General features: G+C 68.8%; 12 protein-coding genes. 6 read left to right on the top strand and 6 right to left on the bottom strand.

The genetic code is table 11. The features are described 5' to 3' along the window. Positions 1-404: 404 nt before the first annotated feature. Positions 405-908 (top strand): hypothetical protein, encoded by a 504-nt coding sequence (locus D472_RS29590; protein ID WP_449406503.1) that lies wholly within the window; start codon positions 405-407, stop codon positions 906-908. Continuing rightward, entirely contained in the window at positions 845-2743 is a 1899-nt protein-coding gene (gene fxsT / locus D472_RS26830) for an FxSxx-COOH system tetratricopeptide repeat protein (RefSeq protein WP_338036519.1), read from the top strand. The genes D472_RS29590 and fxsT overlap by 64 nt, the downstream gene beginning before the upstream one ends. Here the strand turns inward: fxsT and D472_RS0116495 are convergent, their stop codons facing one another. Further along, a complete protein-coding gene (locus tag D472_RS0116495) occupies positions 2744-4075 on the bottom strand; it encodes an HEXXH motif domain-containing protein (RefSeq protein WP_017605581.1) in 1332 nt (443 codons plus the stop codon). Then, positions 4076-5293, bottom strand: a complete 1218-nt coding sequence (locus D472_RS0116490; protein WP_239642991.1) for an FxsB family cyclophane-forming radical SAM/SPASM peptide maturase — start codon at positions 5291-5293, stop codon at positions 4076-4078. It lies immediately after the preceding gene. A gap of 247 nt (positions 5294-5540) precedes the next feature. On the opposite strand from D472_RS0116490, the gene D472_RS0116485 reads away from it, so the two are divergent. After that, positions 5541-6800, top strand: a complete 1260-nt coding sequence (locus D472_RS0116485) for a hypothetical protein (protein ID WP_017605579.1) — start codon at positions 5541-5543, stop codon at positions 6798-6800. A gap of 80 nt (positions 6801-6880) precedes the next feature. Here D472_RS0116485 and D472_RS0116480 read toward each other — a convergent pair whose 3' ends face one another. Together D472_RS0116480 and D472_RS0116475 are read right to left on the bottom strand one after the other, a co-directional pair. Next, the gene (locus D472_RS0116480; protein WP_017605578.1) at positions 6881-7366 is read right to left on the bottom strand and encodes a GNAT family N-acetyltransferase; all 486 of its coding nucleotides are present in this window, start codon (positions 7364-7366) and stop codon (positions 6881-6883) included. A 94-nt stretch (positions 7367-7460) separates the two neighbouring features. Continuing rightward, positions 7461-9284: a choline/carnitine O-acyltransferase gene (locus D472_RS0116475; RefSeq protein WP_017605577.1), complete on the bottom strand. Its 1824-nt coding sequence runs from the start codon at positions 9282-9284 to the stop codon at positions 7461-7463. A gap of 548 nt (positions 9285-9832) precedes the next feature. On the opposite strand from D472_RS0116475, the gene D472_RS0116470 reads away from it, so the two are divergent. Next, positions 9833-10570 (top strand): SDR family NAD(P)-dependent oxidoreductase, encoded by a 738-nt coding sequence (locus D472_RS0116470; protein WP_017605576.1) that lies wholly within the window; start codon positions 9833-9835, stop codon positions 10568-10570. Positions 10571-10623: 53 nt separating this feature from the next. Here D472_RS0116470 and D472_RS0116465 read toward each other — a convergent pair whose 3' ends face one another. Continuing rightward, on the bottom strand, positions 10624-12102 hold the full coding sequence (locus D472_RS0116465) for a sodium/glutamate symporter (RefSeq protein ID WP_026117761.1): 1479 nt from the start codon (positions 12100-12102) through the stop codon (positions 10624-10626). Between the two features lie 629 nt (positions 12103-12731). Between D472_RS0116465 and D472_RS0116455 the strand changes: the two genes are divergently transcribed. After that, on the top strand, positions 12732-14090 hold the full coding sequence (locus D472_RS0116455) for a hypothetical protein (RefSeq protein WP_017605573.1): 1359 nt from the start codon (positions 12732-12734) through the stop codon (positions 14088-14090). On the opposite strand, the gene D472_RS0116450 is transcribed toward D472_RS0116455, so the two are convergent. After that, positions 14066-14485, bottom strand: coding sequence for a YchJ family protein (locus D472_RS0116450; protein ID WP_026117760.1), 420 nt, complete (start codon positions 14483-14485; stop codon positions 14066-14068). The genes D472_RS0116455 and D472_RS0116450 overlap by 25 nt on opposite strands. Positions 14486-14698: 213 nt before the next feature. Here D472_RS0116450 and D472_RS25760 point away from each other — a divergent pair. Beyond that, on the top strand, positions 14699-15276 hold a 578-nt coding region (locus tag D472_RS25760), incomplete at its 3' end, for a helix-turn-helix transcriptional regulator (RefSeq protein WP_033304047.1).

The raw sequence follows: 15276 nt of genomic DNA, 5'->3' as shown, positions 1-15276 counted from the left end.
TTCCTTTCACTCTCCTCATGAAGTTTCTACCACGCCCTGTCGCCGACTAACATCTTCGCCTACGCTTATTCCATATCCGGCATTAACGAGCGGCATCCATCGGCACGACACGACACCAGGGCTTTTCTTCGTGGAGCGGGCAGAAAAGAGTCTGGTGGGGCCTATGTGAAAACGGAGGACACCGAGTGACCACTTCGCAGGGGAGTTTCTCCGGCCATGGCGCGGGTCGTTTCCCAGAGGTGTGGGGCAGGGTCCCGCCGCGCCACAAGAACTTCACCGGACGCACCGAGCAGCTCAACGACCTGCGCGCGGGGCTGCTCTCCCAGGTCACCGCGGTGGTCCCCACTTCCGAACCGGTCGTCCCCCGCACCCTGCACGGATACGGAGGCGTGGGCAAGACCCTCATGGCCGTGGAGTACGCCCACCGTTTTCGGCACGAGTACGACCTGGTCTGGTGGATCATGGCCGATCAGCCCGGCCTGGTCCACTCCTCGCTGGCCCACCTGGCCCCGCACCTGAACCTGCCGGGTCCGGCCGTCACCGGCGTGGAGGACGCCGCCAACGGGGTCCTGGAGGCGCTGCGCAAGGGAGAACCCTACGCGCGCTGGCTACTGGTCTTCGACAACGCAGATGAGCCCGAAGAACTCAACGACGTCATCCCCCAGGGGCCGGGCCACGTGCTGATCACCACCCGCAACCACCGTTGGGGCGGGGTGGCCGAAACCGTCCCGGTGAACGTCTTCGCCGAACACGAGAGCGTGGAGTTCCTGGCCAAACGCATCCCCCGGGGCATCACCCCCCAGGAGGCCACCGAGCTGGCCGAAGNCCCCCCGCCCCCCTGCCGTTGGCCCTGGAACAGGCGGGCGCCCTGCAATCCGAGACTGGTATGTCGGTGCGCGAGTACCTGACCCTGCTCTCGGAGCGGACCGGCCCACTGCTGCGCGAGGGCAAACCACCGGAGTACCCCCAGCCCATGACCGCCGCCTGGCAGCTGTCGGTGGCCAAACTCCAGGAGAACCTGCCCGAAGCGATGGAGCTGTTGCGCTGTTGCGCCTTCTTCGGCCCCGAACCGATCCCCCGGGACCTGTTCTTCCCGGTGGAGGAAGGCCGGGTGCGCCCCGAGATGGCGCAACTGATGGCCGACCCCATCCGACTGAGCAAGGCCGTCGGACAATTGGGGCGGTACGCGCTGGTTCGACTCGACAACTCCAACCGCACCGTCCAGGTACACCGGCTGATCCAGGCCCTGGTACGCGAGGAGTTGGACGAACAGACCCAGGAGGCGATCAGGGTCGAGGTGTGGTCCCTGCTCAGCGCCGCCGCGCCCCACAGCTTCACCGACGCCGCCGCACAGGTCCGCTACCAGCAACTGCTCTCCCACATGTACCCGGCCCGAGTGGCCGAGTCCGACCTGCCCGAGGTACGGCGTTTTTGCTTGAACATGCTCGACTTCCTGTACACCTCGGGCAACTACGAGACGGCCAGTCGCCACGCCCGTGACTTCATCGAGAGGTGGACGGCCGACTCCGGCAAGGAGGACCCCTACGTCCTCCAGGCCCAGGCCAAGTACGCCAACCGTCTGCGCGACCTGGGTCGGTTCGCCCAGGCCCAGGACATCAACCGGGCGATCCTGCCACTGATGACCCGGGTCCTGGGCGCCGCCCACCCGGACACCCTGTCGGTACTCTCCGGTCGAGGCGCCGACCACCGGGCCCGCGGTGACTTCTGGAAGGCCCGCGAGCACGACGAGGAGGTACTGCGCCAGTACGAAGAGGCCTTCGGGCCCAACGACACCGCCACCCTGCGCGCCCTGAACAACCTGGCCTTGGACTACTGCCTGACCAGCGACTTCATGGGTGCGTTGGACAAGCACGAGCGCACCTACATGCTGTTCAAGCGCACCAGCGCCTCCGGCGGTTCCCCCGTGCTGTTGTCGTACTGGAACGCGCTCGCCCAGGTAGTGCGCTTGATCGGTGACTTCACCGAGGCCTGTGACCTCGGTGAGGACGCCCTGGCCTATGGCCGTGACCAACTGGGCGTGGAAGACCCCCGTACCCTGCGCACCCAGGTGGATCTGGCGATCGCCCGCCGTATGTCCGGGGAGATCGAGGAGGCCCTCGCCCTGGGACAGGACGCCCACTCCCGATACCTGCGTCTATACGGCATCCACCACCCCAGTACCCTGGCCGCGGCCATGTGTTTGGCCAACCTGTGGCGAATGACCGGCGAACTGGCCGGCGCCCTGGAACTGGCCGAGGACACCGACGTGCGCTATGCCCAGGCCTATGGCCACGACCACCCCTACAAGCACGGCTGCGCCGGCAACGTGGCGCTGCTGTACCGACTGTCGGGTGACCCGGCGCGAGCCCGCTCCATGAACGAATCGGTGCTGACGGCCCTGGAGGCTCGCCTGGGTCGCGACCACCACTACACGCTGGCGGCCGCGGCCAACCTGGCCGGTGACCTGGCCGCCCTGGGCGAGATCGACGACGCCATCCGGCTCGGTAGGGGTACGCTGCGTCGCTACCACGCCCTGCTCGGCGAGGAACATCCCAGTACCCTGGCCTGCGCCTCGAACCTGGTGCTGGACCTGCGCGCCGCCGGACACACGGTGCGGGCCAAGGAGCTGGCCGGACGCACACACTCGTCGTACGTGCGCACCCTGGGCCGGGAACACCCGTTCACCGGCGCCTGCGAGGAGGGCCGACGCCTGGTCTGCGACTTCGACCCTCCCCTGCTCTGATCAGGGTCGGGACGGGACGGCGTTGCGGGCACGCCACCGCTCGAAGTGGCGTCGGGCCGCGTCCCTGGCGCTTCGTTCGGCCTGTTCGGGGACGGGTTCGCTCATCCAGTCGCTCAGGGTGGCACGGGTCATGGCCAGGAACCGCTCTCCCTCGGTGGTGAGCCGCCCGGAGCCGGCCAGGGTACGGGCGGCGTCGATGGTGCAGCGACGCCAGTGCGCGAATTCCACGTGGGCACGGCGCGCCTGGTCCCCTTCGGTGGCGTGACGGTGTCGGCGCCAGAACCCGGCCACCCCCAGGTGGGCGTAGACCCCTTGGAGGAGCCCGGACGCGGGCCTGGGGTCGGGGCGCCAGGGCGCGTAGTAGCGGCCGCCGTCGTCGGGCAGGGTGAGGTCCACCAGGTCGAGTAGTGCGGTGAGCTTGGCGTGCTGTACCTCGTGCGCGAAGGTGAGCGCGAGCGGTACCGGGCCCCTGGGCCGGGACAGACCCAGGTTGCCGAAGGCGTGCCGAGCGGTGGCGCTCGTGTGGGTTCGGCCTCCCGGGGCGGTGATCGGGGTGAGCGTACCGATGACGGCGCTGCTCTCTCGAGCGATCGTCCAGTGGTCCCGTACCAGCAGTTCCCAGGCGCGACGCAGGGATAGTCGCCACCACCGCAGTTCCTCGGCTCCGAGCCTGTGCTCGACCAGGTCGGCACCGGGCATACGGTCGGGGTCCTGGTCGTCCAGGTACACCTGGACGCGCATGCCACGGTGTTCGGCGGTCAGTCGGCGCAGGGCGTGCCAACCAGGGGCGTCCTCATGGGGGTCCTCGGGGACCTGGATCCGGGGCCGGCCCCTCACCCCCAGCCCGGCTCGGCCACCGGCCGTCTCGAACCACGCGAATCCACCTTCCTCTCTCTGGCCTTCGCCCACCAGGGCCCGCCCCAGGGAGGGCAAGGGCGCGGTGGGGCCGTCCAGGGGCACCTCGATGCTCGCGTCGATCCGTGCGCGCAGCGCCGCTGCGGCGGCCAACGCGGACAGACCGGCCACGCGCGGACGTTCCGTGCGGTGCCCGGTCAGGGCCAGCACGGTCCGCCTGGCCCACACCCCCACGGTGGGGTGGCGCAGCACCGCCCCGACCGGTTTCGGAGCGTGTTCCTGGGCACGGACCAAAAGCTCGTAGGCCTCCCGGGCCCGGCCCGCCTCCGGGTGACCCTCCTCGTGGGCGGCGTCCACGACGCGTCGCAACAGGAGCAGGTGCTTGCCGTACTGGGCGGCGCACAGGTGGGTGATGGCCTCCCCACCCGCGCCCCGGGCCAACGCGTCGAACAGCGGATCGGGGACGGCTCCGGGCATCTAGTGTCCCTTCCTGAGGCGGGCCACGTCCGCGGCCACGGTGCGGTGGATGTGGGTGATGAGGTGGTCCAGGTCGGCGCAGTAGACGGAGGGGTTCGCGAAACCGCTTCCGGACCGGTAACGGTGCGGGTAGAAACCGCCACCGCACACCTTGGCCAAGGGGCAGGCGGCGCAGGTGTCGCTCAGGGCGCGGGCGCCGATCTGGCGGGCGGCCACCGAGGGCAGGTAGAGGGCGTCGTCGAAGGGATGGGTGAAGGTGTGCAGGGGTGTACGGGCGGCCCCCTCGAAGGCCGACTTGAGGCTGTCGACCTGTTCGATGCTTCCATCGGTCTCCACGACCACCAGGGCCGCCGGGGACAACCCGATGCTCTCGGCGCGCGAGCGGCCGCCCAGGACCAAACGGATGATCTCGTTGAACATCCGGATGTTGGTCTCGCGTTCGAGCGCGCCGTACCAGCGGTCGAACACGGTCGCCATCCAGGCCCCGTAGTGGGGTTCGGTGGGTGACCAACCGGGGGGTGGTTCGTCCCAGTTGCCATGTGGCAAGAGGAAGTCGACGCCGGGCGGGGCGTAGGTGAGCAGGTGTTCGTAGGTGGTGACCGGGTCCGCGTCCAGGTCGACGGTGGTGAGCAGACCGGCCAACAGGTGGCCACCGCGGGTGTTGAGACGTTCGATGCCCGCCCGGACCTCGGCGTGGGTGCCGCGTCCGTTGGCGCGCACGCGATGGCGGTCGTGGTCCTGGGGGGCGCCATCGATGCTGACTCCGACCCGGATGCCGAACTCCTCGAACAGGTCGAGGTAGTGGTCGTCGATGAGCACCCCGTTGGTCTGCATGCGCAGGGTGGCGCGCACGTCGGGTTCACAGGCCTTGCGCAGGGACTCGGCGACGTGGCGCAGGTGGTCGGGCCCCACTAGGAGGGGTTCGCCACCGTGCAGGACGATCTCGACCCGATCCCGACCGTGGGCGCGAGCGTGTTCGGCGATGCGCGCCGCCACCCGGTCGATGGTGGCCCGGGCCATGCGCCGAGGTTGGGATCGCCAACCCTGGTCGGCCATTTCGTACATGTAGCAGTAGTCGCAGGCGAGATTGCAGCGACTATGGATCTTGAGGATGAACTCACGAAAGGGAGTGGGTCTCCAGCCTTGGCCGAGGAGTTCGTCGACGTCCATGTCGTCGGGCCATTCGGGGTGTCCTTCCGGCTCGGTACTCCTTGCCACGCCGGCGACCTCCTGGGATGAGAGCAACCGAGGAATGCGGGGATGGTCGCATTCATGGGAATACGTACTCTCCTGGGGTATGCACAAACCTTACCGGTGGGTAGTCCATCCCCGCCTTTGGGTGCCGGTGATCTGTCTTGAACGTCCGATCACGGTGATCGGTTTCCCCGTTTTCCCCTGCGAGAGCGCTCGGCCCGGCTAGGCTGATACCGTTTCATCCCACCCCATTACCTTCGGTGACACGTCAATGACCGAACGTCTTGTTCTTGCCGTCTCCGCCTGCCTGGACTGGGCGCACGAGGTCGAGCCCCCGCCCCCGATCAAGGTCGAGGCGTTGGTGCTCCTGCTCAGCACTCACCAGGACTCCGGCGCCACCGACCCCGGTGACTGGACCATCGACGACGTCCACGAAGTGGCCGCCCTGCTCCGTCGACACCCGAACCCACCGCGGGTGTTGCGGGAGACCTGGCTGAGCTGGTGCGACCATCTGGTCGCCGAGGGAAGGCTGACCTCCCAAGAGAGTCCGCGCAGGCTACGGGCCGCGATCGAACAGGTCGACCTGGAACCGAGCACCTCCACCGGCCCCCTCCCCCAGGCCCCTCTCCCCCAGGCCGCGACACCACTGCTGGATCGGCTGAGCGGTGGCACCGGCCCCTTCCCCCACCTGCCCGCGTCCCCGATCGAACTGGACACCCGTGCCCGGGCCTGCCGAACCCTGGAGCGGGCCGCACGGTTGGCCCACTGGCTGGACCCGCGACGGCTATTGCGTTCGGGCACCCATCACGACGCCCTACGTGAGATCGACACCACCGAAGCCGCCCAGGCGCTGGAGACCACCCCCGCCGACGTCGGTGCACTGTTCACCATCGCTCGGGCCGCGGGACTGGTGCGCACCACCTACCTGCACGCCTTGCCCGGACCGGCGGCGCGTGGCTGGGCCGAGGAACGTCCCGGGGCGGCGGCCGACGCCTGGGCCGATGCCCTGACCACCATGGTCGCCGTCTCCGGCCCGACACCGTTCCTTCTGCTCAGCGAGCTCTTCCTGGGCGGCCGCGCCCTCACCCCACCGGAGTTGTTCCACGTGTGCGCCGAGCCCGATCCCGCCGCGCACGTGCCCCGGGTCCTGCGAGCCCTGATCGACCTGGACGCGGTGGAGGTCACCGAGGAGGGCCGCTATCGGATCACCACCCTGGGCGACCACGGAGTCGCTCGCAGACTGCGCGCCTGCGGGGTGAAGGTGCCCCGGATCCCCCCGGCCACGAAGGTGGGCGCCGCCGGGCTCGCGAAGCTGCTCCACGAAGTCCGCCCCATCGACGTGGAGCCGTTGTTGGAGCGATGGTTGGCCGGACGGGACCCGGCCACCGCCGCCCAGGACCTGCTGGCCGCCGGGATGGTCGCGACCCACCACGACCCGGAGGACTTCGTGCGCCTTTTGGTCCAAGAACCCCGGGCCGCCACCCTTTTGGAGCTGGTCTCGACGGACACGCTCACCGCCCCGGCCTCCTGATCCGGGCCGCCCACGAGGATCGAGACCGGGGACGGGCGCCGTGAGGTCCAGGTCGGCGTATTCGTCCGCCCCCAGGCGGCTCACTCGCCCAGGTGGAGAACGTAGGACAACAGCCAGACCCCGGGGAGCGGCGTCCAGTCGCGTTCGGGTAGCCGCACGAACCCGTGCCTTCGGTACAAGCGCTGAGCACCGGTCATCACGGTCTGGGTGCACAGCACCACACGTGCGAGCCCTTCCCGTTCGGCACGGTCGAGCACGGCCTTGACCAGGGCACCGCCGACCCCACGCCGCTGGGCCTGGGGCGCCACCGCGAAAGCTCGGATCTCCGCTTCCTCGGGGCCTTGGGCCACCTCACAGTGCGGCCCCCAGGGCACGAACACGACCGTGCCCAGCACGGTGTCACCGTCCACCGCCACCAGAACCTCGTCGGTGGTGTTCCATCCCAGCTCGCGCAGGATGTCGCCATAGGAGGGACTCGCCTCCAACGCCCCCTGCTCCCGGTAGGCCCGGACACGTAGGTCACCGACGGTGGAGCGCTCGGAGGGCAGCGCGGTACGAATCAGCATGTCGGTATTCAAGCAGAGGCCTCGGATCCCCTGGCGCGGCGGCCCGGAGGTCCTCTTCCGGGCCGCCGAACGGCGGCGCCCGCAAGGTGGCGGGTCAGCTACGGGCCGAGTCCGTGCTCGGCCCACCGGAGAGTGTCTCCGCCAAGTCGTTCAGGGCTCCGCTCATCTCCTCAACGAAGCGCTCCTGCACCTCGGCCAGGCTTTGCGGGGCGTGCAGGTGAAGGGCGAGCCGGTCGGGCATCAGGATGTATCCGATACCGATGCAGTCCGGTCCGGTCGAACCGAACCCCCACAGGTGCACGGGCCGGCAGGGCACCGAGCTGGTGGAGAGCTGGTCCGAGCGCATGATCCGCCAGCCCTCGCTTTCGTACAGTGCCATCGGGGTTTGGGCCCCGAGCGCGGCGCCGCGGTCCCGGCGGATCAGTTCGAGTGTCCACAGGTGCCGTTCGGGTCCTTCGCCGACCTGGCACCCCTTGGCCCGCGCCGAGTGCACCCGCGCGGCGGTTCGCGCGGCGGCCTCACGTGTGGCCGCGTCGGCGTCGGGGTCCTCCATCGCCTCGACGAAGGCGACCATCTCAGGGGTGAGCACACGCATCGTCTCGGTGCGGCCGTAGCGATACTGCCGGCTGGAGATCGACTCGTAGGTGTTGCCCAGGTGACCCTTGGCCCGTTTGTGGGCGATCTGGAAGGCCAGTTGGACGAAGGCGTCGGGGGAGACACCGAGTGCCTTGGCGCGTTCTGTGGTGAACTCCCGGCTGATGAAGGTGGCGTTGACGCCTTGGCCCGCGTAGGCGTCGAAGGCCGCACCGGCCTCTCGGACGTCGGTGCGCATGGCGTCGTCGAGAACGAACCTGACCGGCGCGAAGGCGGGCAGGCTCGGCGTGTCCTGGCCGGTGTGGTCCGGTGCCGAGAAATCGTCGACGGCGTTGAGGAAGGAGGCCGCGGTGGTGCCGTCCAAGGTGCTGTGCTCACAGTTCAGGCCGGCCCTGCCATCGGGGAACACGACGAGGTTGAGGACCTTGTCGAACCAGCGGTTGGCGCTATCACCGTGCAGGAGCCGCGCGGTGGCCGCACGGTCGTCGACGGGGGCCTCCTCTTCCAAGGTCAGGCACAAGAGCGCGGTCTCGATCGTGTCCAAGGCGTCGGGGTTGGCGGGGTCGATCGCGAGTAGTGCCTTTCTGCTGCGTGCCCACTCGTCCCGGGCCTTGGTGGTCAAGTGCCCGACCGACTCACCCGAGGCTGCCGGTTCGGAAACGGACGCGAGCAGGGCCCGCAGACCGGCGGTCAGCTCCTCGGGGGTGTGGGGACGACCCTTAGGGTCGATCACGTCGAAGGCGAACATGTGCCCACGGAAGAAGACGATGACGTGTCGGGCCTGTGACGGCCCGGGATGTTCGGGGCTGTAGGGAGTGCGGACGGTGTCCATCGTCTCCCCCGGGATCCGGGTGGTGCCGAAGAGCCGCTTGAGTTGCTCCATCGACTGGTACCGGCCGCGAGGTGCCTCCACGGGCACCTCGCGGGCGTCGATGCGCCGTTTGAAGTCCACGGCGGCGGCCAACAGGTGGGCCGCGCGTTCGCACTGGTCACCCTCACTGTCGGCGAGCAGGAAGAAGTAGTTCACGTCCAGGGCGACCCGCCCCCTGCCTCCGAGGTATTGGCTGGGCCAGAAGTCGTCCAACCAGGACTGGGTGTCCTCGGTCCCGTCCACGCGCTCCAGTTCGGCGTGCAGCGTCCACGCCGGGCTCTGGGGGCTCAGGAACTCCTTCACGGTGGCCTCGGTGGCGGCGAACCGTGCATGGTCCAACAAAGGTTCGCACCAGCTCAGGAAGCGCTCGGCGCTGTCGCGGAGCGCGGGCAGGGGAAGGCGGGGCAGGCTCTCATCGTGATCGAAGGTGCCCGGACGGTGGGAGTCGGTCATGGGGGTTCTCATCCTCGTTCTTCTGTGCGGGCCGGCGGACTCGGGCACTCGCGGTCCTTGGAAACGGAGCCGAGCGCGTGATCGGCCTCCTCGATCCAAGGCGAAGGGGGCGTAGCGCGGGTGCCAGGGCCCCGGGCCGGGGGTCGTCGCCGGGGGTCGAGCGCCCGCCGGCGGATAGAGGTTCAAGGGGAGTGTTTCGAGAAACTGTTGGACAGGTGTGGCGGCGCGAGTCTACTGGCCGGTAATAGAGGCGCTCGAAGCGGGAGGGCCTACGCGGGCTCAGGGCGGCGGATCCTCGGATCCACGCTGAGGCTCCGGGGGCCGGCACCGTCGGCACGAACCTCGGAACATCGAGGCCTACGCGGACCCCTCCGTACTCCCTCCACTCGGCGCTCCTTTCTCGCACGAGACGACACACCATCTCTGGTGGGATCCTTGTACCTCCCCCGCGGTCCACCCGAACTCCACGGTAGGCGAGGGCCTTGGTATCGACCCCGCCAGGAATCGATAGCCTGCGAGCGCACCCACCACCGTCGAAGGGCCCACCCATGAGTCGCCGCGTCCTGGTCACCGGAGCCGCCCGGGGAATCGGCCGAGCGATCGCCGTCGCCTTCGCCGAGGCCGGAGATCGAGTCGCCGTGCACTACGGTTCACGCCGAAAGGAGGCCCAGACGACCCTGGAATCCCTCCCTGGGCGGGGCCACGCCCTCATCCAGGCCGACCTGAGCGGGCCCTCCGGCGCCGCCACACTGGTGGAGGAGGTCGTGCAAGGCCTGGGCGGGGTCGAAGTGGTGGTGAACAACGCCGCGGTGAACCTGCCCCACCCGCTCATCGACACCCCCTTCGAGGAGTGGGTGGGCGTGTGGCGCCGGACCCTGGACGTCAACGTCCTGGGCGCCGCCCATGTCTGCCACCTCGCCGCTCGACACATGATCGAGCACGGGGTGCGCGGACGTATCGTCAACGTCGGTTCGCGGGGCGCCTACAAGGGGGAGCCGGACCACCCCGCCTACGGGGCGAGCAAGGCGGCCCTGCACTCGATGGGACAGTCGTTGGCCGTGGCCCTGGCCCCGTACGGCATCGGGGTGGCCTCGGTCGCTCCCGGGTTCGTCGAGACCGAACGGGTGGCCGACAGGCTCACCGACCAGGTACGCGCGCAGAGCCCGTTCAAGCGCGTGGCCACCCCGACCGAGATCGCCTCGGCCGTACGCTACCTGGCCTCCCCCGAGGCGGAGTGGGCCTCGGGCACGGTCTTGGACCTGAACGGTGCCTCCTACCTGCGCTGAACACGGCGAAGGGGTGGGCACTCGATCCGTGCCCACCCCTTGGTCCACCTGATCTAGCCCAAGACCTCGCGCCGCTTGTGCCCGGCGGTCCGTTCCTTACGGCGCCGACCACGTAGGACCACCAGTCCCAAGAGGAGCGCCATCGTCATCGTCACCGCCATGATGGCCAAGAAGCCCCACGGCCCCACCAAGGGGCTCATCATCAGCGGGATCGCGGCCGCGGTGACCAGTCCACCACCGAAGAACGGTTCGAACACCAACTGCTTGTACCCGAACGCCGGGTAGGCGGGGGTGCGCACCTGTGGGTCGACCACGCGCATCAGCACCATGCCGGTGGCGGTCACGCCCATGGACTGGCCGAACTCTCCGATACCGCGCTCGAACCAAAAGTCCGGCATGATGCGAGGGGCCAGGAAGAGGAAGGCGAACAGGCACCACAGGATGCCCGAGAGCGCCAGGATCGCGAAGGTGGCGAAGTTGTCGGCGATGGCCCGCACCGACAGGGTCGCCATGGCCGCGACGATCAACACGTCCAGGGACAGGCCCTGGATCCGCTCCACGGTCTGCCCGTCGACGATGCCGTTACGGTCGAACCGGTCGATGAACATCTGAACGATGATGCCGCCGATCATCGCCAGCGGGAACAGTGGCACGTAGGCCATGATCTCGATGGCCTCGGCCCACAGCAGGTGTTCCAACCCTTGCAGGGCCCACAGGAGGGCCTGGCCGATGATGATGGCGAGCCCCACCAGGCCGAAGTGCAGGGTCAGCGGATCCATGGACGAGGGGTGCACCGTCATCATCGCGCCGGGGACGCGGTTCTCACGCTCGATCAGCCCTGCCTGCTCGCGGTCGCTACCCTTGTTCTGGGCACTGATCGCCACGGTCTTCCCTCGACGCACACCCCAGTTGATCAGAACGATCCCGAGGATGACGCCGCAGAGCAGCCCGACGGTGGCCATGCCCAAGGCCAGGTCCTGGCCTTCGCCCCAGCCGACCTGCTCGAAGGTCGTGCCCAATCCCGCGGCGGTGCCATGGCCGCCCAAGAACCCGATCTCGATGAGCGCTCCGGAGATCACCGGAACGTTGAAGAACGGCACCAGGACCAGCAGTGCCAGCAGGGTGCCGATCACGTACTGGCCGCTGGCGACGGTGACCCCGAAGGCCAGGTTGGGGCCGGCCAGGTCGACCGCTTCACGCATCCTCGGCAATCGTTTGCCCAGGAACAGGCCGGCGAAGACCACCGAGATCAGCAGTCCGGGCAACGCCGACCACACCGACATGACGTCGACCCCGAACAGACCACCTTCGGCCGTGCGCTCGGCGAACTCCACGGCGATCCCCCGGTCCGCGAGCAGCCCCATGAGCCGGCCGAGGACGTCGGGGCCGAGCAGCAGCGCGATACCGCCACCGATGATCGAGCCGGGCAGGTAGAGCTTCTGGGTGAGCCTCCACTTGACCCGGACCAGTTTGGAGACCAGCAGTAGCGCCCCCAGCAAAAGAAGCGCGAGGCCAATGGTGTCAGGGGACATGTCCACCTCTCGGTACGGCCCCGGCATGGCATGGGGCGAACGTATGCCCCAGGCGGTGTGCGCACACGCGTGTGGACACACGTGTGCTTCCCGCTCAGGGGCCGTGGCTGGGAGGTAGGTCGCGCACGTCGGTGGCTCGACCGACGTGAACGCCCGGGGAATCCTACACACGGTGACGAGGCGGCGAAGACCGGTTCGTGTCCTCAGAGAGCCTCTGGAGCGAATCCCCTCTTCGAGCTCGGAGAAAACCCTCGAGCTGCTTGGGAATTCCTTAGGTGCTCGAAAACTCCGCCGTTACCGTCTTCACGCTCCGTCAACACCACCCGCGTCGGCAACGGCTACCCATCACGGACCGATCGACACCTCTGGCACCCGAACGATCACGGTGAGGATCATCATGTGATCGGGTGACCCCCTCAACCCCGCATCGTCCCCGAAGGGCCACCGCACCCCCTTCCACCTGCTCGCGGGTTGGTACCGATCTACGCGAAACCACCCCGCCGACCAGCCGGGGAACGGTAGTAAGGGTTTCCGAGCATCTTCCTCGACAACCCACTTCGGAAACGGGACCGGACATGCCCTCTCACGAACCGTCGCTTCCGGGCCACCCCTCACCGTCGGCCAGACCCGTGTCACTACCACCGACCGACGTCCTCGCCCGCCTGGCACTGGACTCCCCACTGTTGCGCGACGCCCTCGGCCTGGCTCGGTGGAGCGCCCCCGCCACCCCCGTCACCCCTTCGGGGGTTCCCGGCGTCGACGACGCCAGGACCGCGATCACCCGGCTCTCCCTGTGGCCGCACGACGTATCCGGTCTGCCGGCCGAACGCGCCATCTGGCTCGGGGGCCTGCGATCGGCCGCCGACGTCGCCCACTTCGTGGTGCCGTGGTCGGCCGCCCTCCGGCTGGGACTGGTACGAATCGACGATTCCCTGGCCCGGCCCGCCCCAGACCTGGAAAGCCAGGCGCGCGACCCCGACCGGGTCCTGCGATGGTGGTTCCGGGAGTTCGAACACGCCATCGCCGATGCCCACGGCGACCTGGAAGACCCTCGCCCGCCCATGCCCGCCATCACCGGACCCGAGCTATTGTCCGAGGTTCTGTGTTCGCTGTACGAAGCCCCCGACGGCCACCGGCCCGACCTGGACACCCTGGCCCGAAACGCACTACCCGAACCGATCCGGGCCGCTTCGGGCTCCGTCCCCAGCGGGATGACCGACCTGCTCCTGCACCTGCTGTGGCAACTCTCCGACACCGGTGGTGTGCTCCTGGAGCACCATCCCACCGGTACCGGCCACGAACGGTGCACGGTCGAACTCACCTCGCTGGGCCGCTACGGGGTACGTCGATCGCTGCTGGAGGTGGGCGTCCACGCCCCCATCGTCGACACCCTGGCCGAGGCGTGCGCCTCCCGGTTCCTGGACTCCCTGGCCGTACTGCCCCTCCAAGAACGTCCGCGCCGTGCCGCCCCATGGTTGGACCGGCGCGGGCCCGAGCGGGCCCTGCGCGAGATCACCCGGGTGGTTCGCGGTCCCGGACTCGCCCTTCGTCGATGGGTGGCCGCCCAAGTCCTCGACAACACCAGTTCCGCGCTCGAATCACGACTACGCGCCCTGTTGGCCTCACCGCACACCACCGAGGCCTCTTTGGCGGCGATGGTCCTGCTCTCCTCGGGCATGCTCACCCAGCGCGCGATCGAGCACCTGCTGGCCGAGTACGGACCCTGGGTGGTGATCGACATGATCGCCGCCACGATGACCCCCGACGATTCGATGCCCCCCGCTCTCTTGTCCTGCGACCATCTCCCCGACTTGGACCGGCTGTTGCTGACCGACGCCGACCCGGTCATGGTGGGCGCCCACCCGGACGCCCTGCACGTCCTGGACGCACTGGCCCGGCACCATCCCGACCTCGAAGTCGCGGCCCGGGCCCGCTCCTTGGCGGAACGGGTGCGCGCGAGCGGTCAGCCGCCGAGAGCGTCCAGATAGACCCACTCGCCCTCGTGGCGTCGGAAACGACTGTGCTCACGCAGTTCCTCGTCTCGGCCGCCCTCCCGATAACGGGCACGGAATTCGACGGTCCCCTCCTTGTGGAAGGGGGTGCCCTCGGTCGTGCCCAGGATCTCCAGCCCCGTCCACAGGGTGCGACGGTCCAGGCCCACTCGCGCGGGGCGGGTGTCGGGGTGCCACGAACGCAGGAGGTAGGCCTGGTCTCCCACGACGAAGGCGCTGTAGCGCGAACGCATCAGGTCCTCGGCGGTCACGGCCCTGGCCGTGCCCACGTGCATACGTCCACAGCACGTCCCATAGCCGTGCGGTCTGCCACAGGGACAGGGCGAGTCGGTGGGGAAGGAGCCTGTGGCGTGGGAACGATGCTTGGTCATGGCCCCATTGTGACCCTTCCCGTCCATGGCCGTGGCCGGCTCGGGAAGAGCAGGCCGGAGGTCATGGCCGGGCTTGAACGCTCCGAGGACGGCACGGCCCCGAAACCATGCGTGAAGCAGACCAACCATCTACTCTGTCCAGGCTCAAGCACGGGTCAGACCAACGTGTGTATAGTCGGTTCGATTCGATCGACGTTGAGCAGGGGTGGATTCGTGGACAGTGTGGAGGTGAGCTCCGCCGACATCGCACGGATCGCCGGGGTCAAACCAACGGCGGTCAGCAACTGGCGGCGACGCCACGACGACTTCCCCGCCCCTGTCGGAGGCACCGACCGCAGCCCTCGATTCGACCTCGCCCAGGTCGAGGAGTGGCTGTCCACCCACCGTCGGGTTCCCACCATCGATCCCGAACAACGTCTGTGGCAGGTGTTGGACTCCCTACGCGGATCCGCGAGCCTCGACGAACTCCTCGGGCCGGTCGGCGCCCTGGCCCTGTACCTACGCGACCACGCCGAGTCCACGCCCACCCAGGACCCCGCGTCCTTGATGAACGCGGCCCTGTCGAACTTCCAGGAACGGCTTCGGGCCTCGGGTTCGGCGGACCTGGTCGACCACCCCCCCTCGGACCTTCCCCACACCCTGCTCCCCGCCCTGGTGGAGGCGACCGTACGAGCCGTCGCCGGCAGCGGGGCCGCCCCGCTCCTGGAACGGCTGACCCAACGTCTGGAGCAGCATTCTCCCGCCGGATCGCACAACGTCCCGGCCGACCTGGCCGACCTGATGGTGCACCT

The sequence above is a fragment of the Nocardiopsis alkaliphila YIM 80379 genome (genome assembly GCF_000341005.1).
Taxonomy (GTDB): Bacteria; Actinomycetota; Actinomycetes; order Streptosporangiales; family Streptosporangiaceae; genus Nocardiopsis; species Nocardiopsis alkaliphila.
This window is presented reverse-complemented; position numbering and strand designations above follow the sequence as displayed.